The sequence below is a fragment of the Xanthobacter sp. 126 genome, assembly GCF_000526175.1.
Taxonomy (GTDB): Bacteria; Pseudomonadota; Alphaproteobacteria; order Rhizobiales; family Xanthobacteraceae; genus Xanthobacter; species Xanthobacter aminoxidans.
Genome location: NZ_JAFO01000001.1, coordinates 974,574 through 993,479, shown reverse-complemented (window position 1 = coordinate 993,479; position 18,906 = coordinate 974,574). Strand labels below are relative to the sequence as shown.

The 18,906-nt window shown below is 64.9% G+C and carries 19 protein-coding genes and 1 pseudogene; 16 read left to right on the top strand and 4 right to left on the bottom strand.

Annotation, left to right across the window (positions count from 1 at the left end):
• Nucleotides 1-22: 22 nt before the first annotated feature.
• From XAN126_RS0104675 to XAN126_RS0104660, 4 genes are all read left to right on the top strand, one after another.
• Entirely contained in the window at nucleotides 23-1,324 is a 1,302-nt protein-coding gene (locus tag XAN126_RS0104675; protein ID WP_024277439.1) for an RsmB/NOP family class I SAM-dependent RNA methyltransferase, read from the top strand.
• 600 nt (nucleotides 1,325-1,924) lie between these two features.
• On the top strand, nucleotides 1,925-2,146 hold the full coding sequence (locus tag XAN126_RS0104670) for a hypothetical protein (protein ID WP_024277438.1): 222 nt from the start codon (nucleotides 1,925-1,927) through the stop codon (nucleotides 2,144-2,146).
• Between the two features lie 107 nt (nucleotides 2,147-2,253).
• Complete coding sequence (gene guaA, locus XAN126_RS0104665; protein WP_024277437.1) at nucleotides 2,254-3,822, top strand: glutamine-hydrolyzing GMP synthase; 1,569 nt, start codon at nucleotides 2,254-2,256, stop codon at nucleotides 3,820-3,822.
• Nucleotides 3,823-4,138: 316 nt separating this feature from the next.
• Nucleotides 4,139-5,386 carry a tyrosine-type recombinase/integrase gene (locus XAN126_RS0104660; protein WP_024277436.1) on the top strand — a complete coding sequence of 416 codons (1,248 nt, stop codon included), beginning with the start codon at nucleotides 4,139-4,141 and terminating at the stop codon, nucleotides 5,384-5,386.
• A 280-nt stretch (nucleotides 5,387-5,666) separates the two neighbouring features.
• Here the strand turns inward: XAN126_RS0104660 and XAN126_RS28150 are convergent, their stop codons facing one another.
• Nucleotides 5,667-5,927 (bottom strand): hypothetical protein, encoded by a 261-nt coding sequence (locus XAN126_RS28150; RefSeq protein ID WP_155982219.1) that lies wholly within the window; start codon nucleotides 5,925-5,927, stop codon nucleotides 5,667-5,669.
• On the opposite strand from XAN126_RS28150, the gene XAN126_RS28145 reads away from it, so the two are divergent.
• From XAN126_RS28145 to XAN126_RS0104615, 9 genes and pseudogenes are all read left to right on the top strand, one after another.
• Nucleotides 5,926-6,753, top strand: a complete 828-nt coding sequence (locus tag XAN126_RS28145) for a hypothetical protein (protein WP_024277435.1) — start codon at nucleotides 5,926-5,928, stop codon at nucleotides 6,751-6,753. The genes XAN126_RS28150 and XAN126_RS28145 overlap by 2 nt on opposite strands.
• Nucleotides 6,686-6,865 (top strand): annotated as a pseudogene (locus XAN126_RS28895) (replication protein A); the annotation flags it as partial. The gene XAN126_RS28145 and the pseudogene XAN126_RS28895, both read left to right, overlap by 68 nt.
• On the top strand, nucleotides 6,862-7,515 hold the full coding sequence (gene parA / locus XAN126_RS0104645; RefSeq protein ID WP_024277434.1) for a ParA family partition ATPase: 654 nt from the start codon (nucleotides 6,862-6,864) through the stop codon (nucleotides 7,513-7,515). The pseudogene XAN126_RS28895 and the gene parA, both read left to right, overlap by 4 nt.
• Complete coding sequence (locus XAN126_RS0104640; protein ID WP_024277433.1) at nucleotides 7,512-7,763, top strand: hypothetical protein; 252 nt, start codon at nucleotides 7,512-7,514, stop codon at nucleotides 7,761-7,763. Before parA ends, XAN126_RS0104640 begins: the two co-directional genes overlap by 4 nt.
• Complete coding sequence (locus XAN126_RS0104635; protein ID WP_024277432.1) at nucleotides 7,760-8,293, top strand: DUF2840 domain-containing protein; 534 nt, start codon at nucleotides 7,760-7,762, stop codon at nucleotides 8,291-8,293. Before XAN126_RS0104640 ends, XAN126_RS0104635 begins: the two co-directional genes overlap by 4 nt.
• Nucleotides 8,197-8,433 (top strand): S26 family signal peptidase, encoded by a 237-nt coding sequence (locus XAN126_RS0104630; RefSeq protein ID WP_245272209.1) that lies wholly within the window; start codon nucleotides 8,197-8,199, stop codon nucleotides 8,431-8,433. The genes XAN126_RS0104635 and XAN126_RS0104630 overlap by 97 nt, the downstream gene beginning before the upstream one ends.
• A 46-nt stretch (nucleotides 8,434-8,479) precedes the next feature.
• Nucleotides 8,480-8,815, top strand: coding sequence for a DUF736 domain-containing protein (locus XAN126_RS0104625; RefSeq protein ID WP_024277431.1), 336 nt, complete (start codon nucleotides 8,480-8,482; stop codon nucleotides 8,813-8,815).
• Between the two features lie 4 nt (nucleotides 8,816-8,819).
• A complete protein-coding gene (locus XAN126_RS0104620) occupies nucleotides 8,820-9,749 on the top strand; it encodes a lytic transglycosylase domain-containing protein (RefSeq protein ID WP_081762518.1) in 930 nt (309 codons plus the stop codon).
• A gap of 292 nt (nucleotides 9,750-10,041) precedes the next feature.
• Nucleotides 10,042-12,090 carry a DUF3363 domain-containing protein gene (locus XAN126_RS0104615; RefSeq protein WP_024277429.1) on the top strand — a complete coding sequence of 683 codons (2,049 nt, stop codon included), beginning with the start codon at nucleotides 10,042-10,044 and terminating at the stop codon, nucleotides 12,088-12,090.
• Between the two features lie 29 nt (nucleotides 12,091-12,119).
• Here the strand turns inward: XAN126_RS0104615 and XAN126_RS0104610 are convergent, their stop codons facing one another.
• Complete coding sequence (locus XAN126_RS0104610) at nucleotides 12,120-13,043, bottom strand: LysR family transcriptional regulator (RefSeq protein ID WP_024277428.1); 924 nt, start codon at nucleotides 13,041-13,043, stop codon at nucleotides 12,120-12,122.
• 122 nt (nucleotides 13,044-13,165) lie between these two features.
• On the opposite strand from XAN126_RS0104610, the gene XAN126_RS0104605 reads away from it, so the two are divergent.
• Together XAN126_RS0104605 and XAN126_RS0104600 are read left to right on the top strand one after the other, a co-directional pair.
• A complete protein-coding gene (locus XAN126_RS0104605; protein ID WP_081762517.1) occupies nucleotides 13,166-14,389 on the top strand; it encodes an MFS transporter in 1,224 nt (407 codons plus the stop codon).
• Complete coding sequence (locus tag XAN126_RS0104600) at nucleotides 14,386-15,309, top strand: EthD domain-containing protein (RefSeq protein WP_024277426.1); 924 nt, start codon at nucleotides 14,386-14,388, stop codon at nucleotides 15,307-15,309. The genes XAN126_RS0104605 and XAN126_RS0104600 overlap by 4 nt, the downstream gene beginning before the upstream one ends.
• A gap of 59 nt (nucleotides 15,310-15,368) precedes the next feature.
• Here the strand turns inward: XAN126_RS0104600 and XAN126_RS0104595 are convergent, their stop codons facing one another.
• Nucleotides 15,369-16,229: a LysR family transcriptional regulator gene (locus XAN126_RS0104595; RefSeq protein ID WP_024277425.1), complete on the bottom strand. Its 861-nt coding sequence runs from the start codon at nucleotides 16,227-16,229 to the stop codon at nucleotides 15,369-15,371.
• A 189-nt stretch (nucleotides 16,230-16,418) separates the two neighbouring features.
• On the opposite strand from XAN126_RS0104595, the gene XAN126_RS0104590 reads away from it, so the two are divergent.
• On the top strand, nucleotides 16,419-17,936 hold the full coding sequence (locus tag XAN126_RS0104590) for an MFS transporter (RefSeq protein WP_024277424.1): 1,518 nt from the start codon (nucleotides 16,419-16,421) through the stop codon (nucleotides 17,934-17,936).
• Between the two features lie 39 nt (nucleotides 17,937-17,975).
• Here XAN126_RS0104590 and XAN126_RS0104585 read toward each other — a convergent pair whose 3' ends face one another.
• Nucleotides 17,976-18,854: a LysR family transcriptional regulator gene (locus XAN126_RS0104585; RefSeq protein WP_024277423.1), complete on the bottom strand. Its 879-nt coding sequence runs from the start codon at nucleotides 18,852-18,854 to the stop codon at nucleotides 17,976-17,978.
• Nucleotides 18,855-18,906 lie beyond the last annotated feature (52 nt).

Sequence of the window (18,906 nt, the reverse complement as noted above, 5' to 3'; positions counted from 1 at the left end):
TCCGACAACCAGAAGAGCCGCCGTGACCCCTGCCGCCCGCCTTTCCGCCGCCATCGAAATCCTCGCCGACCTCTCCGCGCGCCGCCGCCCCGCCGCAGATGCGCTGAAGGACTGGGGCCTCTCCCACCGCTTCGCCGGATCGGGCGACCGCGCGGCCATCGCTGGCATCCTCTACGACACCCTGCGCCGGCGCGCCTCCGCCGCCCATGTGATGGGGTCGGAAGAGCCGCGCGCCCTCGTGCTCGGCATGCTGGTGCTCATGCGCGGCCTGTCGGTTGACGCCATTGCCGCCCTTGCCGACGGCGGCCGCTTCGCCCCTGCGCCCCTGTCGGAGGCCGAGCGCAGCCGCCTCGCCGATCCGAGCCTTCAGGGCGCGCCCCCCTTCGTGCGCGGCGACTATCCCCAGTGGCTGCACGCCTCGCTGCGGCATGTGTTCGGCGACAGCGCGGTCGAGGAAGGCGCGGCGCTGGCCGCCCGTGCGCCGCTGGACCTGCGCATCAACACGCTGAAGGGCGAGCCCGAGGCGGTGAAGGCGGAGCTTTCCCACCTTCATCCCGAGCCCTGCCGTTTCTCGCCGCTCGCCTTGCGCATCAAGCTCGATTCCGAAGGCAAGGCGCCTCCGGTCAACGCCGAGCCCGCCTTCCTGCGTGGGGAGATCGAGGTGCAGGACGAGGGCTCCCAGCTTGCCGCCATTCTCGCCCGCCCCCTCCCCGGCGGTCAGGTGCTGGATCTGTGCGCCGGCGCCGGCGGCAAGACCTTGGAATTCGCCGCGCTCATGGACAACAAGGGCCAGATCTACGCCCATGACAGCGACATCCGCCGCCTGAAGCCCATGCACGAGCGCCTCGCCCGCGCCGGCGTTCGCAATGTGCAGGTGAGGAGCCCACGTGGCGCCGAGGACGTGCTGCACGACCTCGAAGGCAAGATGGACCTCGTTCTGGTGGACGCCCCCTGCACCGGCACGGGCACCTGGCGGCGCAACCCCGACGCCAAATGGCGCGTGCGCCCCGGCGCCCTCGCCCAGCGCACCGCCGAGCAGGCCAAGATCCTGGAACAGGCCGCTCACTATGTCCGCCCCGGCGGCCGGCTGGCCTATGTCACCTGCTCTCTGCTGGACGAGGAGAACGGCGCCCAGGTGCGCGCCCTCCTTAACAAGCGCGAGGACTTCTCCCCCATCTCCCCCACCGAGGCCGTGCTGGCGCTGGGCGCCTCCGGCCCCGCGCTGGCGGAAGCGGCGCTGGCCAGCCGCGAGGGCCTGCTGATGACCCCGCGCCGCACCGGCACGGACGGCTTCTTCGTGAGCGTGATGAAGCGGGCGGGGTGAGGCGGGCGCCTATGTCCCGCGGAGACGCGCCATGCCGAGCTACAGCGAAGACTGGAACCCGTTTCCCAAGCTGACACCGAAGTTCCAGCTGAAGGTGACGCGGCTGGCTGCGCTTGGCTGTCTCCTGGTCCTCGGCACCGAGATCGGCATTCTGACATGGGTCGATTCCAGCCGGACCTACTGCCCTGGTTGGGTCATCGACAAGAACGGCACCACGATCTGGTTAATTGTCTGGGTCTTTTGCGTTCCTATCACAGTTCCCTTGTGCTGGGGCGCAATATTCAGGACGCAGCGGGAGATTCAGAACGACACGCGGGCCACATATCAAAAAGGCCCACCGTATGGTGCCGCAAGGCACACGATTTACATGACGCCTGAGGAATTCCGAAAGACGAATTTCGATGCCAACATTTGCTTTGCGGCAGCAATCTACGGCATCGTCGCGGCCATCCCCCTCTTCCTCATGCTCGCCTTCTGCTCCCCCCTCGCCCCCCTGTGGCGCTCCGCTCCCGCCCAGCGGCCCGGCGTGAACCTTCACCGCAGCTCCGGCGTTCCCGCCTTGCCCGTGACGCGCACGGGTGAAGGAGAAGGCGTCGCGCCATGGGTCTCATCCGCCTGCTGCTCCTCGTGGTCGTCCTCGTCGGCGGCTACTGGGCCTTTTATGTCTATGCCTCCGGCGAGCCCTATGACGAGATCGGCACCGCCATCAATTCCCGCCTCCCCGAACAGGCCCGGGAATTTGCCTGCACCGAGCTGAAGCGCCGCCATTCCGGTGCCGTGAACGCGCCCGCCGGTTGCGAGCCGTTCTGGACGCGCATCTAGAGCCGAGCCGCGGGCTCATACGAGCCCTGCGCGGCGCTTGACTTTTGGAATCGTCGCTTTGCGGCTAAAGGAAGGGCCGAAACCGCCCTCTCGCCCAAGGCTTGCCCATGACCGCCGCGCCCGCCACCTCCCAGGACACCGTCCTCATCATCGATTTCGGCAGCCAGGTGACGCAGCTCATCGCCCGGCGGGTGCGCGAGGACGGGGTCTATTCCGAGGTGGTGCCGTTCCAGAAGGCGGAGGAGGCCATCGCCCGCCTCAAGCCCAGGGCCATCATCCTCTCCGGCGGTCCCGCCTCGGTGATCGAGGGGCAGAGCCCCAAGGCGCCGGACGCGGCGTTCGGGGCGGGCGTGCCGGTGCTGGGCATCTGCTATGGCGAGCAGTGCATGGCGGCGCAGCTCGGCGGCGCGGTGGAGGCGGGCCATCACCGCGAGTTCGGCCGCGCCGAGGTGACGGTTCAGAAGTCCGTGCCGCTCTTCGACGGCGTCTGGCGCCCCGGCGAGCGCCACACCGTGTGGATGAGCCACGGCGACCGTGTGACCCGCCTGCCCGAGGGCTTCGAGGTGGTGGCCACCTCCGAGAACGCCCCCTTCGCCGCCATCGCCGACGTGTCGCGCAATTATTACGGCGTGCAGTTCCACCCGGAGGTGGTGCATACGCCGGACGGCGCGCGCCTCCTTTCCAATTTCGTGCGCAAGGTGGCGGGCCTCGAAGGCACCTGGACCATGGGCGCCTTCCGCGAGCGCGCCATCGCCCGCATCCGCGAGCAGGTGGGCACCGGCCGGGTCATCTGCGGCCTCTCCGGCGGGGTGGATTCCTCCGTCGCGGCGGTGCTCATCCATGAGGCAATCGGCGACCAGCTCACCTGCGTGTTCGTCGACCACGGCCTGATGCGCCAGGCCGAGGCGGACGAGGTGGTCTCGCTCTTCCGCGGCCACTACAACATCCCCCTCGTCCATGTGAACGCCGCCGACCTGTTCCTGAAGGAGCTGGAGGGCGTCGAAGACCCGGAAGTGAAGCGCAAGACCATCGGCCGGCTCTTCATCGACGTGTTCGACGCCGAGGCCAAGAAGGTGGGCGGCGCCGATTTCCTCGCCCAGGGCACGCTCTATCCGGATGTGATCGAGAGCGTCTCCTTCGCCGGCGGCCCCTCCGTCACCATCAAGAGCCACCACAATGTGGGCGGCCTGCCCGACCGCATGAACATGAAGCTGGTGGAGCCCCTGCGCGACCTGTTCAAGGACGAGGTACGCGCGCTCGGCCGGGAGCTCGGCCTGCCGGAGAGCTTCGTCGGCCGCCACCCCTTCCCCGGCCCCGGCCTCGCCATCCGCTGCCCCGGCGCGGTCACGCAGGAGAAGCTCGACATCCTGCGCAAGGCCGACGCCATCTATCTCGAAGAAATCCGCTACGCCGGCCTCTACGACGTGATCTGGCAGGCCTTCGCCGTGCTCCTGCCCGTGCGCACCGTGGGCGTGATGGGCGACGGCCGCACCTACGACCACGTGCTGGCGCTGCGCGCCGTCACCTCGGTGGACGGTATGACCGCCGACTTCTACCCCTTCGACATGACCTTCCTCGGCCGCACCGCCACCCGCATTATCAACGAGGTGAATGGCGTCAACCGCGTGGTCTACGACGTGACGTCGAAGCCCCCGGGGACCATCGAGTGGGAATGAAATGATGTGGTTCGCGGCGTTTCGCGAACTATCGCAGCATCATCATAACTAGCTGAAATCAAAGAAAAAGTCAAGTGTTCACTATCGGAGCCTATCGCCTTGAAGCGATGGACTCTGACGGTGCGCACGACGGTATGCGTTTTTCGCCGTCTGCCGGATTTTTGCCCTACCGTCAGGCCAAAAATGGAAGCAGCCCACGGAAAAACAAGTTAGTACGCTGTTTTATAACGATTATTCGTGTTGATTGACGGTATCGGATTTGACGGTAAAATTGGGGCTCGAAAAGGCGCTTTGGATCGTCAACGAGGCCGTCCCCATGCTCACCGATATGGCCATCAAGAGGCTGAAACCAAAGGATAAAATATACAAGGTGGCCGACCGTGACGGTATGTACGTTTCCGTCGCCACGACAGGCCAAATCACTTTCCGGTACGACTACCGTTTGAACGGTCGCCGGGAGACGCTGACGATCGGCCGCTATGGCGCCGATGGCCTCACGCTCGCCGAAGCCCGCGAGCGCTGCATCGCCGCCCGCAAGCAGGTGGCGGAGGGGCTTTCTCCCGCGCACGAGAAGCAGCGCGACAAGCGGCGCAAAGCGATGGAGCGCAGCTTCGGTGCGGTGAGCGCCTTATGGATCAAGGAAGCGCGGATGGCGGAAAGCACCCGGTCGATGCGCAAGGCGATCCTCGATCGCGACATTCTCCCCGCCTGGAAGAACCGCCTTCTGACCGAGGTGACGCCGGACGATCTGCGACAGCTCTGCGCCAAGGTGAAAGAGCGCGGCGCGCCGGCGACTGCCATCCACGCCCGCGGCATCGTCAAACAGATCTTCGCCTTCGCCATCCTGCACGGCGAGAAGGTGCCGAACCCGGCCGACGAGGTCGGGCCGGCCTCGATCGCGACCTTCCAGCCGAAGGACCGCGCGCTGTCGCCGACCGAGATCAAGATTATGCTGCAGCAGATCGAGCATGTGCCGACCCTGCCGACGATCCGTCTTGGCTTGCGTCTGATCCTGCTCACCATGGTGCGCAAGAGCGAGCTGCAGGACGCGGTCTGGGACGAAGTCGATTTCGAGAACGCCGTCTGGAACATTCCGAAGGAGCGCATGAAGCGGTCGAAGGCCCACAACGTCTATCTGTCGCAACAGTCGCTCGACATCCTGATTGCGCTTAAGACCTGCGCCGGAAACTCGCGCTTCCTGCTGCCGTCCCGCTATGACGCCGACGCCCCCATGTCGCGGGCGACCTTTAATCGCGTGACCACGGCCGTCGTGGCGCGAGCGAAGACGGAGGGGCTGCCGCTGGAGCCGTTCACGGTTCACGACCTGCGCCGGACCGGCTCGACGCTCCTGAACGAGATGGGCTTCAACAGCGACTGGATCGAGAAGTGCCTCGCCCATGAAGACGGTCGCTCATCGCGCGGCGTCTACAACAAGGCGGAATATGAACCGCAGCGCCGGCACATGCTCCAGGAATGGGCCGACATGGTTGATGCCTGGGTGAACGGAGTGAAGCGAGTGCCGACGCTGTTGCCGCCGTCGATGGCTTTTATGGGAGGCAATTGAGAATCGGGCAAAGTACGAAGCGCCGGACTTTTTGGCATTTCCTCAGCTAGACTGTTACGTCCGGGATGGGGCCGGGAGCGGATGGGCCGGTATTAGTTGCCGCCATGGAGATAGCCGCCGTTCTGCAGCCGACCCAAGAGAAAGGTCCAGCATCGAAGGATTTTACGACCGCTCAGGGACGGTTCAGATCGATGTTTCGGAGCGAGATGCTCTCGATCGACATGAAGGTCTCGGCTTCGGCGATCGCCGCGACGATAGCTTCGTCGTCAATGCGTCCGCTCTAGGCTCGGATGCTGAGGCGAGCACCTATCTCGCAATCGCGCAGGACGCCCGTTTGATACGGTTCGACTGGTATCTTGCAGCCGTCATCGCGGGTGCGCTTCACCACGAGATGAGCGATAGTCACGTTGCGGGGTTGCGGAGCACCCGGTTCGTCGAAGATACCAAAACGGATCGAAAAACCCGGATCGCTGCGATCCAAGCGATGCGAGATCATGGCGTCGACGATTTTCGAATGTTGCTTGGGACCTGATTGAACCATGCCGTTGACCTTGAATCCGATGTCCGCGCTTCCCCAATGCGAGGGAGAGCAATGGGTCGTCGATGGCCCTGACGAGCTTGCCCATTTGGTGGCGTTAGTTTTGGTCGGGCAAGCCTTCCACGCAGCCTTGATCCTGGAGGGTACGCAACTCGGTGCGCCAAAGATCACTGCGAAACTGAAGGCGACCTTGGAAAAGGATCTTCACCCCACGACGGATAAAGGCATCGAGCATCGCGACGGCCTGCTGTTCGAGATCATCTGCTGGGTAGCGGCCGGCAAAGGGAAGACAGGCGACGAAAAGATCGACCATTCGCATCTCAAGTCGACCAATCAGGGCACCGACGGCGTAAAGGTGACGGTGGACCCCGCGACCAAGACGCTGACGAAAGCCACCGTCTACGAATATAAATGCACGATCCACGCGCGGCAGAAATTTCAGAGCCAGGTTCTGAAATCCTTCCGTGAGTATATTTCCGGCGAACGCGACAACCAGCTCGCGCAGGCAGTCCTCGCATTGCTGGAGAATTATGGTCTTGCCGGCGCGCAACTCAAAGCTGCTTACGACACGCTCATACAAAGCCGCCCCTTGGCGTTCGAGGCGTCGCTGTCCGTAAGTCCCTCCGTTTTCCCTGCGGAAAAATGCGTGGCGCTGTTCAAGGACTACGACACTCTCTCCGTTGCGACCGATGTCCGTCGTGGCAATACGCTGCCGCTCGACGACGTTCGGGCCTGGTTTGCCGAGTTCGCCAATCGCGTTTGTCGGCACATCAGGCGCAGGCCTATCGGCAGATCGGGCGCACGGACCGCAGTTAACACTCTGGCCTGAAACGCGAAATCCGGCCGCTAACTTAGACTCTAACAGAGAATCTAACTCTTCTTTGTCGGCGCGCGCGCAACGCGACCGTGGTGCCGGTGCCGCCGGAAGGCGGACGCCATGATCGTCGCGCTCCTCAATCAGAAGGGCGGCGTTGGCAAGACGACGCTGGCGCTGCATCTCGCCGGTGAATGGGCCCGGAGGGGCAAGCATGTGACCCTCATCGACGCCGATCCGCAGGGTTCGGCGCTGGATTGGTCGCAGCAACGTGGGCGTGAGAACGGTGTCCGGCTGTTCGGCGTCGTCGGCCTGGCGCGCGATACCTTGCACCGGGAAGCGCCCGAGCTGGCGCGCGATGTCGATCACATCGTCATTGACGGACCGCCGCGTATCGCCGGGCTGATGCGTTCCGCGCTGCTGGCCGCCGACCTGGTGCTGATCCCGGTGCAGCCATCGCCGTTCGACGGCTGGGCCTCCGCCGAGATGCTGGCGCTCGTCGCCGAGGCGCGCATCTACCGGCCGGCCTTGGCGGCGCGCTTCGTGCTCAACCGCTGCGGCGCGCGCACCGTCATCGCCCGCGAGACTGCCGAGACGCTCGCCGATCATGACCCGCCGGTGCTGGCGACGACCATCGGCCAGCGCGTCGTCTTCGCCGATGCCGCACAGTCCGGTCGGCTCGCCTCCGAAATCGATCCCGACAGTCAGGCCGCGCGCGAGATCGCGGCACTCGCTGCGGAGATCGGACGGCTGATCACGGGAAGGGCACTGCCATGAGCGCGCACCCGATCCGTCGCCGCTTTGCGGCCCGGCCCGCCGATCCGGAAAACTGGATCAAGGCAGCCGACGCGCCGCGCAACGACGAGGCAGCACGCTTCACCGCGCGGTTGACCATCGACATCACGCCCGAACTGCGCGGCCGCATCAAGATCGTCGCCTTTCAGCGCGGCATCACCGTGGCCGACATGCTGCGCGATCTGCTCGCGCGCGAATTCCCGCCGACCAACGATGGAGATCGCCCATGACCGGCGCCACCGCTTCCCATTCCCATGGCGGTGCCGCACCGCGCACCCAGTCCGCCGACGCTTTCACGCAAGTCGAACTGACGCACATCGAGAAGCGGATCGAGAACTGGATCAGGTTCGGCCGCGAGGTCCGTGAACAGGTGCTCGACCGCCGTCGACGTGTCTTTTTCTATCGACCCGGCAGCGTTTTCGCCTTCGTGCGGTGGGCGTCGAACGATTTCGGCACGATCACGTCGCGCATCGACATCGTGCGTGCGGTGGCGCTGGGCGAACCCTGCCAGACGCTGCCTTTCGTGCGTCCCGGCGGCGAGATCCTGCTCAGAATCGAGGGCTGGCCCAAGGTCGAGCGCGTCCTTCAGCACATCGATGCCATAGAGGCGATCGGCGTTGACACGAAGTCTGTCGCACCGGGCGCACCATCACGGTCGATCATGTGCCGCTCGGTGACGCGCTCGATCGCGACCGCACGGGCCGCGATCTGCCGGTCTGGCAGGGCTGCCGGAACATCGCGCAAGGCGATCTCTTCCTGATGAACCCGGACGTTCCCGACAGTCTGGACGGTCGCTACTTCGGCCTGATCCCGGCACATGCCGTCATCGGCACGGCGACGCCGATCTACACCGATGAGGAGGGTGACGGCCGCTTCGTCTGGCACGCTCCGACACGGTGAGTGCCGCACCACCGTTCGTTTCCCCACCAACTCGAAGAGGATTCCTATGCCGCAAATTGGCGAGTTTACCCGCGAAACCACCGGCTTTGTCGGGCGCGTCCACACCTTCACGCTCTTTCGTGAGATCACCATCGTTCCGGCAGAGCCGACCGATGCCGACAACGCGCCGGACTACCGCGTCCACAACGGCAACGAGGAAGGGCCGGAGATCGGCGCGGGCTGGAAGCGTACAGGCGAACGGGCCGGGGACTACATCGCGCTCGTCATCGATGACCCGGCCTTGCCGCAGCCAATCCGCGCCAACCTGTTCCGCGACGATGAAGCTGGCGCGTCCTGGTCGCTGCACTGGAACCGTGCTCCGAAGCGCGGCGAGCGGGAGTGACATCATGCGATCCGACAGCCTGCGCGCGTGCGCGATCTCCGTGCGATCGGTCATCCCTTTGTTCGCGGAAATACCGTCTCATCCCTTCGTCCCGCTCGACGATCGGTTGGCCGGCGCGCGCAGCGGAGGTCAAGGGCGATCGAAGATCGGCGCAGTGCGCGGACCCTTGACCGCAGCGAGCACGCTGGCAGGCTGGTGTCGCAGTGGAGAGAGTGCGCCCGCGCGATTGGTGATCATCCTGCTCGCAGGCTTGCTGTCCGGCAGTACGATTCCTGTGATTGCGCTGGCGCAGACTCCGCCTGTTGTCCAACCGTCATCGCGCGATCCCTATGGCGATCACATCGCCGAGGCGGCACAGCGCTTCGAGCTTCCCGCCACCTGGATTCGCGCGGTGATGCGCGCCGAGAGTGACGGTGATCCACGCGCCACCTCGCCCAAAGGGGCGATCGGGCTGATGCAGATCATGCCGAAGACCTGGGCCGAGTTGCGCGTGCATTACCGCCTGGGTGACGATCCTTACGACCCGCACGACAACATCGTGGCGGGCGCGGCCTATATCCGCGAACTGTTCGATCGCTATGGATCGCCAGAGTGGATCGCGGCGTACAACGCCGGTCCCGGGCGCTACGAGGAGGCGCTGAAGGGCCACCCACTTCCACCGGAAACCCGCGCTTATGTCGCCGCCCTCGCGCCGATCGTCAGCGGCAGCGAGACCACCGGCGCGGCCATGATTGCGCCCGCCGATCCGCTCTCCTGGACCCGTGCTCCGCTTTTCATCTCGCAGCCTTTGAGCAAGGCGACGGTCCCTCCCGTGCAGTCCGACGAGCACATGGACGACACCCCGCAGGCGGTCACCGTGCGTGATCTCTCCGCCATCGTGCCGCAGTCGGGCGGTCTGTTCGTTGCGCGAGCGGATGCGGGACGACAGCCATGAGGTTAGTGATCGCCTCCGCCCAGAGGGAGGCTTCAGTGTACAGCGGATGGGGCTGGCAACGGTCTCATCCATCAGTAGGAGGGGCACGAAGGGGGCAAAGGGCGGAGGGCAAGATTAAAGCGGACGGCACCCCATGGGTCCGATCCGCAGGGCAAGCCCTTGTCTGCACACTGTTTGGGACGGCACCGTCGCCGGACCGCCATGGTGCCATGACGCGTGGAAAAGCCCGCATTTCAGGCATTACTCGCGGCACTCCTGCCCGAAATCGGCGGTTTCGGGTGGATCGGCTGCCATGAGGGAAGACGACGATCATTTTCGGCCAAAGCCCGGCCGCGTCCGATCCAATGACGGGAAAGCCGGACAGGCCAAGAGCTTCCTCAGCAAGGTGCGGAAGGTCACGCGCCAGCAGCAGGCGGCGTCTGGCCGAAGCCGACCGGCGAAGAGCGGTGGTTCCGGTCGCGCCACCAAGGGAAAGAGCATCGTCGCCTCCGGCCGGGGCGTGCAGCGCGGTCGCGGCGCGGCCTTCGTGCGCGCCCGCAACCTGTCGAACGGTTGGAGCCACCGCCAGCCCGGCAGCCGCCGCGTCATCGTCAAATCCCGTTCTGTCCGGGGTGCGGGCAAGAGCGGAAAGGCCGCCGTGCATCTGCGCTATATCCAGCGCGATGGCACATCGCGCGATGGTGAGCGCGGTCGGCTCTATTCCGCGACGGAGGATCGCGCTGATGGCGACGCTTTCCTCGATCGTGGCCAGGATGATCGCCACCAGTTCCGCTTCATCGTTTCGCCCGAAGACGCCGCCGATCTCGCCGACCTGACCGGCTACACCCGCGAGCTGATGGCGCAGATCGAGACCGACCTCGGCACGAAACTCGATTGGGTTGCCGTCAATCACCACAACACCGGCCATCCCCATGTCCACGTCATCGTCAATGGCCGTGATGCGCTCGGCGAGGATCTCGTCATCAACGGCGACTATCTCGCCAATGGCTTCCGCGAGCGGGCGAGCGAACTGGCGACGCTGGAACTTGGCCCGGTTACCGAGATCGAGCAGCGCCGCAAGCTAATGACGGAGATCGACCAGGATCGCTTGACCCGCATCGACCGGGCGATGATCGCCGAGGCAGAGGACCGCTTGCTTGACCTCCGATCTGAACCGGGCGATCTGCGCGGCCAGTCTGACCGGACCATGCGGCTACGCCGTCTCGGTAAACTGGGCGACATGGGCCTCGCTAAGGAGGACGCACCGGGTGTCTGGGAATTGAGTGAGCGGCTGGAGCCGACCCTGCGCGAGATGGGCGAGCGCGGCGATATCATCCGCACCATGCAGAAGGCACTCCGGGCCGAGGGTGCCGAACGCGACCCGATGAGCTTCCAGATTCACGACGGCACGCCCACGACGCCGGTCGTCGGTCGCGTCATCGACAAGCATCTATCAGACGAGCTGGGAGAGAACTTGACGCTGGTGGTCGATGGCATCGACGGACGCACGCACCATGTCTCGGGCATCGATCCGGAGCGTGTCGAGGACGCCCGCATAGGCAGTATCATAGAGATCGGACCGCCAGACAGCGCTGGCCGTCCATCTGATCGCGCCATTGCCGGCATGGCCGAGGACGGCATCTATCGACCGATCCGTCATCTGGAGCAGGCTCGCTTCGAGGGGCGCGTGCCGAACGGCGATTATGAGGGGTTCGTCGATGCCCATGTCCGCCGACTGGAGGCGTTGCGCCGTGCGGGCATCGCCGAACGGATCGACGGCGATCAGTGGCGCATCCCGCAGGACTTCGAGGAGCGGGCTGCTGCCTATGACTCAGGGCGCAATGCCCGTGCCAATATCCGTATCCTCTCGACCCTCGACCTCGAACACCAGATCGGATCGGACGGCGCGACCTGGCTCGACCGGCGGCTGGTCGGTGTGGGCGTGTCCGACCTGTCGTCGTCAGGATTTGGCAACCAGGTGCACGAGGCGATGGCGCGCCGGCGCGAGGCGTTGATCGATCACGGCGACGCTGTTCGCCAATCCGACGGACGCGTCGCATATCGGCGCAACCTGATCGCCGCGCTTCAAGAGCGTGAACTCACCCGTGTCGGCGAAGAGATGGCAGCGAAGAGGGCCTTGCCGTTCCGAGTTGCTGCTGATGGCGAAGCCATCGCGGGGAAGTTCACCGGAACCGTGCAGCTATCGAGCGGCAAGTTCGCGATCGTCGAGAAGTCCCACGAGTTCACACTTGTCCCGTGGCGGCCAGTCATCGACCGCCAGCTTGGTCGCGAGGTATCGGGCATCGTGCAGGGTGGATCGGTGTCGTGGCAATTAGGGCGGCAGAAGGGATTGGAGATCTGATCTCACACCGGAAAAGATGGAGCATAGACTTATCTATCGCGATCCCACGGCGGTTCGGGCAAGAAGCGGTTCACCAGTTCGTCGACCACAACGCGCACCTTCGCACTCATCTGCCGAGTTTGCGGCCAGAGAGCGTGGATCGGAAAGCCTCGCGTCGGTACCGCCGGCAGCACCTTTGCAAGACGTCCGTCGCGTAGGTGGTCGGCAATCAGCCAAGTCGAGAGGAGCGCGATGCCTTGGCCGGCGAGGGCTGCATCGCAGATGGCTTCGCTGTGGTTGAACGAGAGCCGTCCGGAGACGGGCTTCGCCATGGGCGCCCCCTTCCCATCCAGGAACCACCACGGCAAGGACTGTCCGCCCCGGCCAAAGACGATGCAGGCATGAGCGCCCAGATCATCGAGCGAGGTGGGGCTCCCGTGCCTGTCGAGATAATCGGGGCTGGCGCAGAGCACCGATTGCTGCACACCCAGCCGCCTCGCAACGAGTGTGGAGCTGTCATCGAGATCGCCGATGCGGATCACCAGGTCGATGCCTTCGTCGATCGGATCAACGCGCCGATCGGTCAGCGAGACCTCCAGCGACAGGTCCGGATAATGCTCGCCAATGTCGAGGAGCACGGGTAGGACCCAGCGTCGACCGAACACCACGGGCAGATCGACCCGCAGTCGCCCGCGTGGCCGCAGGCGATGGGCGTTGAGTGCCGCCTCTGCGTTTTCCAGATCGGCCAGGACGCGCACGCAGGTCTCGTAGAAGGATTGACCTTCTGTCGTCAGCGCGAAGCGACGTGTTGTTCGGTTGAACAATCGAACCCCGAGCCGATCCTCGAGCCGCGCCACGCTCTTGGCGATACCGGATTTCGACAGGCCGAGCCTCTCCGCCGCCAGCGTGAATCCGCCCGCGTCGGCGGCTTGGACGAAGGCTGTTATGCCACTGAGGTGTTCGGCGGAAATCATCGCGACCTATTGACGACTATCAGTCAACTCATATTGCCATATGAGGCGATTTATCGCCACTACAGTCGCCAATAAAATGCTCCGGGTAGGGTCGTCCGGCCCGCATCCCACGGAGCGGCGCCATGCCAGGACCATCACATTCCACCGGCAGAGACAAAGAGAGGCGGTCGATCCCGCCGGCTCTGATCTGGCTGCTGGCGATCGGAGCGGGCGTCGGCGTCGCCAATGTCTATTACATCCAGCCGGTGGTTCCGCTGGTACGCGAGACCTTCGGCATCGGATCGGAACCGGCGAGCCTCGTCCCTGCCGTGAGCCAGGCCGGCTATGCGCTCGGGATGCTGCTGCTGGCCCCGCTCGGCGATCTCATCGACCGCAAGCGGCTCGTCCTTACCAAGTCGATCCTGCTCGTTTTTGCCCTGCTGGCGACGGCTCTCGCACCGAATTTTTTCGTGCTTCTCGCCGTCAGCCTCGGTGTCGGACTGCTCGGCAGCCTCGGCCAGGACTTCGTGCCCATGGCGGCGCACCTCGCGACGACCGAACAGCGCGGTCGCACCATCGGGCTCGTGACCACGGGCCTGCTCTGCGGCATCCTGTTGTCTCGCACCTTGGGTGGTGTCGTCGGAGATCTCTTCGGCTGGCGAGCGATCTACGCGTTGGCCGCCGCCATGGTGGCGCTGGTAGGCCTCGCGGTCTGGCGCTGGTTGCCGCTCCAGCCGGCGACCGCCAACGGTTCCTACGGCGCTCTTCTCCTGAGCCTCGCCACCTTGGTCGAGCGACATGGCGTGCTGCGCAAGGCTCTTCTGACGCAAGGCCTGCTGGCGGCAACCCTTGGCGCCTTCTGGTCGACCCTGGCGCTGATGCTGGCGGAGCCGCCGCTCTATCTCGGTGCGGGTGTGGCCGGCGCCTTCGGATTGGCCGGCGCGGCGGGGGCCTTCGGCGCCCCTCTGTTCGGACGGCTCGCCGACGCTCGGGGACCTGCCATCGCCATCCGGCTCGGCTGTCTGCTGGTCGCTCTTGCCTTCACCCTGATGCTGCTGTTGCCGCATTCGATCGCCGCGCTGATCGCGGGAGCGGTGCTGTTCGATCTCGGCGTCATGGCCGCGCTGGTTTCGCACCAGACCATCGTCACGATGATCGACCCCACAGCGCGCAGCCGGCTGAACGGGCTGCTGATGACCGCCGCCATGATCGGCATGGCGATCGGTGCGCTCGTCGGCGGCTGGGCCTGGAGCCGCTACGGCTGGGTCGGTGTGTGCCTCACAGGCGCCGCCTGCGGCCTCGTCGCGCTGCTGCGCTCTCTCCTTCCGCCATCCATTCCCTTCGCTTCAAAGGAGTACGCCCGATGACCGCCTCTGTCGCACCGTCCACGTCAACCGAGCCCGACGCTCGAACCGCTCCGCTGACGGTGCTGTTCTCGTTCCTATTGCGCGCCGATCCGGCCGCCAACGCGTCGAAACCCGACCCCAATCTCAGTTTCGAAACATGGGGGGACTACTGGCGCAAGGTGCACGGCCCGCGTTTCCTCCATCCCGACGAGGCGGACGATCGCAAGACCATCAGTCGCCTGTTGCGTTACGATCAGATTCACCGTGTGGCGTCGGGACCGACGAGCTTGAACCCGCCGCCTTACCAGCCACCGCTCGACGCGGACGGTCGCCTGTTCGAGACCATCGTCGGTCACGTCGAGCCCTACCGACGTCCGCAGTGGGACGGGGTCGCGTATCTCAACTTCGCGGGGCTCGACGATCTCGGAGCGGTTCTCGGTGCCGAGCGTGTTCGTCGCAAGATCCTTCCCGAGGATCAGGCCATCTTCCGGGATCTCGGGCCGGTACTGGCCCGCCAGTTCATCATCATGCCGAACACGGCTGGTGACGACTCGATCGTCCTGATCAAGACGCACATCCGGCGCGATGATCTCGACCGCGAGACCTTCCAGCGCCGCTGGCTGCACGACCATGCCAAGCTGGTGGTCGGCCAGGCTGATACGCAGCGCCTCGTGAAGCGCTACGTCCAACTGCACAACATCGGTCCCGTCACCGCGGGCGCGCCGTTCTTCCATCCCGTAGCCAGCCGGATCGATGGTGTGACGCTCATGGCCTTCGCTTCGATGAAGGATGTCGAGAGCTTCCTGTTGTCCGGTGGTCATGCCGCCATCGAGGAGGCGGAACGATCCATCGCGATCGCCGACGCGGGCGAGTATTGGACTGGCCTAACCTTCACCATTGTCGATCAGATCGCGCCGGAACGGGCATCGAGAACGTCATGAGGGAGCCGGCAACACCGTCCGATAAACGTAGCTGGCTGCGGGCGTTCGTTCCGCGCCCGCTATCCGGCCATCGCACGATGCTCACGGAACGCGGCGGCGAGCGTACGCAGCGCGGCGCGCGACTTGGGATCGGTGAGCGTCGAGTGCAGCACGATCTCCGACGAAGGCAGACGCGGCAGCCTGAAGCGCTCGCCGATTTCGATGGTGCCAGGCGGAGCAAGGCGACAGGAAAAGACGGCCATGGCGAGTCCGGCGGAGACGGCAGCCGTCACCGCCGACGAGCCGCCACCCAGGAACACTTCCGTCCAGGCGATGCCTGCCTCGTCGAGGGCACGGGTCGCAATATCGCGCACGCCACAGGAAGGCGACAGGGCGGCCAGCCGCAGGGGCTCGCCTTGCCGATGCTCGAAATTCGGCGCGGCGAACCATCCGAAATGTTCCGGCCCGAGAACCTCGCCATCACGCCGGTCGTCTTCGCGACGAATGATACAGGCGTCCAGCTCTCCACGATCGAAGGCGTCGAGCAGCGTGCGCGAATTCTCCAGGCGGACCTCGATGCGCAGGCCCGGATCATACGCGTTGAGTTGCGCCAGAAGGGTCGGAAGCTCCGGTCCGGCCACATGCGCGGCGATGCCGAGCCCGAAGCGGCGCGGGGTGGTGGAAGCGAGCGCCGACAGCGCCGCTTCATGCGCAGCAAGAAAGTCGCGAGCCCGGTCGAGAAAGACGGCGCCGTGTGCGGAGAGCCGGACGTGGCGCGGCGTGCGTTCGATCAGCCGCTGGCCGATCCGCTCTTCCAGGCGTCGCAGCTTGACGCTGATCGCCCCTTGCGTGGTGCCAAGGGCTTCCGCCGCTCGCGTGAAACTCTGAAGGTCGGCGATGGCCACGAAAGCCTGGACCGACTCGACATCGAGGGATGCCATTTTGATCATCCATATTTGTTGTCTCTGAAATACTCAGACATATCATTCTTATATCGTCAAGTTTCGCCTACGATCAGGTCCATCAACAACAGTCGCTCGCAAGACTGCCGTGCCACCCCGGCTTCAGCCGTTGGGGGTGAACGGCCGCGCGCGGGACGCCGAGTAACCTCGGCGCTGAAAGGCCTGATCATGTCCTTTGCTTACTCGCGGCAAGGTAACCTTGCCTTGGCCGCCATCTGCTTGTCGGCTCTGATGTTCGGCTTCGAAATATCAAGCGTTCCGGCGATCCTGCCGACGCTGGAGACAGTCCTTCACGCTGATTTTCATGAGCTCCAGTGGACGATGAACGCCTACACCATCGCCGTGGCGACGGTCCTCATGGCAGCCGGCACACTGGCGGATCGCTTCGGGCGCAAGCGTCTCCTCGTCGTCGCCATCGTTGCGTTCGGCGCCACGTCCCTGCTGTGCGGCCTTGCTCCCAACATGATGATCCTCATCGTCGGGCGCGCACTCCAAGGCGCGAGCGGCGGCGCCATGCTGATTTGTGGGATCGCAGTGCTCTCGCATCAGTTTAGCACGGCGGCCGATCGAGCCCGGGCTTTCGGCTGGTGGGGCATCGTTACCGGGTTCGGTCTCGGCTTCGGTCCGGTGATCGGCAGCGGGATCGCAGCCTTGATGGGCTGGGCCTGGGTGTTTCTGGTCCACGCTTTCATCGCCGTGTTGACCGTCATCCTGGCTTGGCGCGGTGTTCGGGAATCGAAGGATCCAGCCGCTCGGCGCCTGGATCTCGGCGGCATCGCGACCCTGTCACTGGCCGTCTTTTGCGTCGCCTACGTCATTACTCAGGGCAGCGAACTTGGGTTCACCAGTCCGATCGCGCTGGCGATCGTCGCCACAGCCGCCCTCAGCCTCGTCGCCTTCATCGTTGTCGAGCAGATCGTGCCGCACCCGATGTTCGATTTCTCGGTGTTCCGGATCCGGCCCTTTTCCGGAGCGCTGTTCGGCTCGATGGGCATGAACTTCAGCTTCTGGCCGTTCATGATCTATCTGCCGATCTGGTTTCAGGCAGGGCTCGGGCTCGATGGCCTGACCGCTGGCCTCGCGTTGCTCGCCTACACCCTGCCGACACTAGTTGTCCCGCCCTTCGCCGAACGCCTTTCGTTGCGCCTTGGCGCCGGCACGGTCATCCCGGCGGGACTGGTCGTGATCGGTCTCGGCTTTTTCATCATGAAGCTTGGAACAAGCGGCGGGTCACTGGCCTTGGCGACGACGTTGATCGGCGCGTTGCTGGCCGGGATCGGCCTCGGGGCGACCAACACGCCGGTCACCAACACCACGACCGGATCGGTATCGAGCGACAGGGCCGGCATGGCATCCGGCATCGATATGAGTGCCCGGATGATCTCGCTCGCCATCAACATCGCGCTCATGGGCTTCGTCTTGCTTGCGGGCGTCCAGAAGCGCCTCAGCGCAGCAACTGGTGCATTCGATGCGGCCCAACTTCGGCACGTTGCTGAACAGATTGCCGCCGGAAATGTCTCCGCCCTCGATCAGTCTGCTTTGGGAGCGTCGAAGGTGATCAGTCTTGCCGCACTGGCTGGCGGCTTCGGAGATGTGATGCTCTACGGCACCGTCGGCGTTTGGGGGCTGGCCGCACTCAGCTTCTTCACCTTCGGGAGGAGGAGAGATGTTGATAACGCGTCATGATGTCGGAGCCCGTAAGCCGGTCCGTCCGCGCGTCTTGCGCTATGCCAATTTTGGCGCGGTCGAGCGACGCGCCATCTCGACGAACAGACTTCCGGCCCGCGACAACGGGCGCGCGGACGAAGCGACGAGCCCGAACTCGCGATGCAGCGGTGAAGTGAGTTTCGAAACCCGGAAGCCGCGTTGCTGTTCCGGCAGGGTGGATTCCGGCACGAGGCTGACACCCGCGCCCTCCCGCACCAGGGCAATCGCACTCGCCCAGTCGCGCACCTCGATCTGCACGTTCTGGAGCGTCAACCCAGCGGCGTCGGCGAGCGAGCGGGCGTTCGTATGGCACCCGCCGGTGGCGAGAACGAAGGGCGCGGCCGCCAGTTCGGCCAACGAGACCGAAGTACGCCGTGACAGGGGATGCGCTACCGGCAGGATCGGAACCCAGGCATCCCGTCCGAGGGGAACGGCATTTCTGGCCGGAGACGGGTTGAGAACGACGCCGAGGTCGATCGATCCCGCGGCGAGCCAAGCCTCCACTTCCATGTCGTCGGTTTCGAGCGGCACGAGGTCGATGCCCGGATGGAGCGTACGAAAACGCCGAAGCAAGGGCGGAAGGACCGTGGCGAAGACGCTCGGGAACCCCGCCAGACGGATGGCACCGGTCTCCTCGCCGATCAGCGCCATTGCCTCCCTTTCAATCGCCTCCAGATGCGAAAGGGCCGCACGCGCATGGTCGAACGCGCGCTCTCCGAAGGCGGTCAACGCGACACCCCGTGGCTGCCGGATGAGCAGTTTTACTCCCAGGCTCTCTTCGAGTGCCGCCAGGGCTTGGCTCATCCCCGATTGGGTGACGCCGAGCTTGTCCGCGGCTGCGGTGAAGCTGCCGGCCTCGGCGACGGCGATCAGGCTCTGGAGCTGGGTCAGGTTCATAGTAGCTCATCTTATATAAAGAAATTGTTCGAGTAATTTTTATAATGCCAAG

Bases quoted from the DNA above. Each gene is read 5' to 3' on its own strand.
- XAN126_RS0104625 (WP_024277431.1), top strand. From the start codon at position 8,480: ATGCCGCAAATTGGCGAGTTTACCCGCGAAACCACCGGCTTTGTCGGG.
- XAN126_RS0104605 (WP_081762517.1), top strand. From the start codon at position 13,166: ATGCCAGGACCATCACATTCCACCGGCAGAGACAAAGAGAGGCGGTCG.
- XAN126_RS0104660 (WP_024277436.1), top strand. From the start codon at position 4,139: ATGCTCACCGATATGGCCATCAAGAGGCTGAAACCAAAGGATAAAATA.
- XAN126_RS0104620 (WP_081762518.1), top strand. From the start codon at position 8,820: ATGCGATCCGACAGCCTGCGCGCGTGCGCGATCTCCGTGCGATCGGTC.
- XAN126_RS0104595 (WP_024277425.1), bottom strand. From the start codon at position 16,229: ATGGCATCCCTCGATGTCGAGTCGGTCCAGGCTTTCGTGGCCATCGCC.
- XAN126_RS28145 (WP_024277435.1), top strand. From the start codon at position 5,926: ATGCCGTTGACCTTGAATCCGATGTCCGCGCTTCCCCAATGCGAGGGA.
- guaA (WP_024277437.1), top strand. From the start codon at position 2,254: ATGACCGCCGCGCCCGCCACCTCCCAGGACACCGTCCTCATCATCGAT.
- parA (WP_024277434.1), top strand. From the start codon at position 6,862: ATGATCGTCGCGCTCCTCAATCAGAAGGGCGGCGTTGGCAAGACGACG.
- XAN126_RS0104610 (WP_024277428.1), bottom strand. From the start codon at position 13,043: ATGATTTCCGCCGAACACCTCAGTGGCATAACAGCCTTCGTCCAAGCC.
- XAN126_RS0104635 (WP_024277432.1), top strand. From the start codon at position 7,760: ATGACCGGCGCCACCGCTTCCCATTCCCATGGCGGTGCCGCACCGCGC.
- XAN126_RS0104640 (WP_024277433.1), top strand. From the start codon at position 7,512: ATGAGCGCGCACCCGATCCGTCGCCGCTTTGCGGCCCGGCCCGCCGAT.
- XAN126_RS0104590 (WP_024277424.1), top strand. From the start codon at position 16,419: ATGTCCTTTGCTTACTCGCGGCAAGGTAACCTTGCCTTGGCCGCCATC.
- XAN126_RS28150 (WP_155982219.1), bottom strand. From the start codon at position 5,927: ATGGTTCAATCAGGTCCCAAGCAACATTCGAAAATCGTCGACGCCATG.
- XAN126_RS0104585 (WP_024277423.1), bottom strand. From the start codon at position 18,854: ATGAACCTGACCCAGCTCCAGAGCCTGATCGCCGTCGCCGAGGCCGGC.
- XAN126_RS0104615 (WP_024277429.1), top strand. From the start codon at position 10,042: ATGAGGGAAGACGACGATCATTTTCGGCCAAAGCCCGGCCGCGTCCGA.
- XAN126_RS0104600 (WP_024277426.1), top strand. From the start codon at position 14,386: ATGACCGCCTCTGTCGCACCGTCCACGTCAACCGAGCCCGACGCTCGA.
- XAN126_RS0104670 (WP_024277438.1), top strand. From the start codon at position 1,925: ATGGGTCTCATCCGCCTGCTGCTCCTCGTGGTCGTCCTCGTCGGCGGC.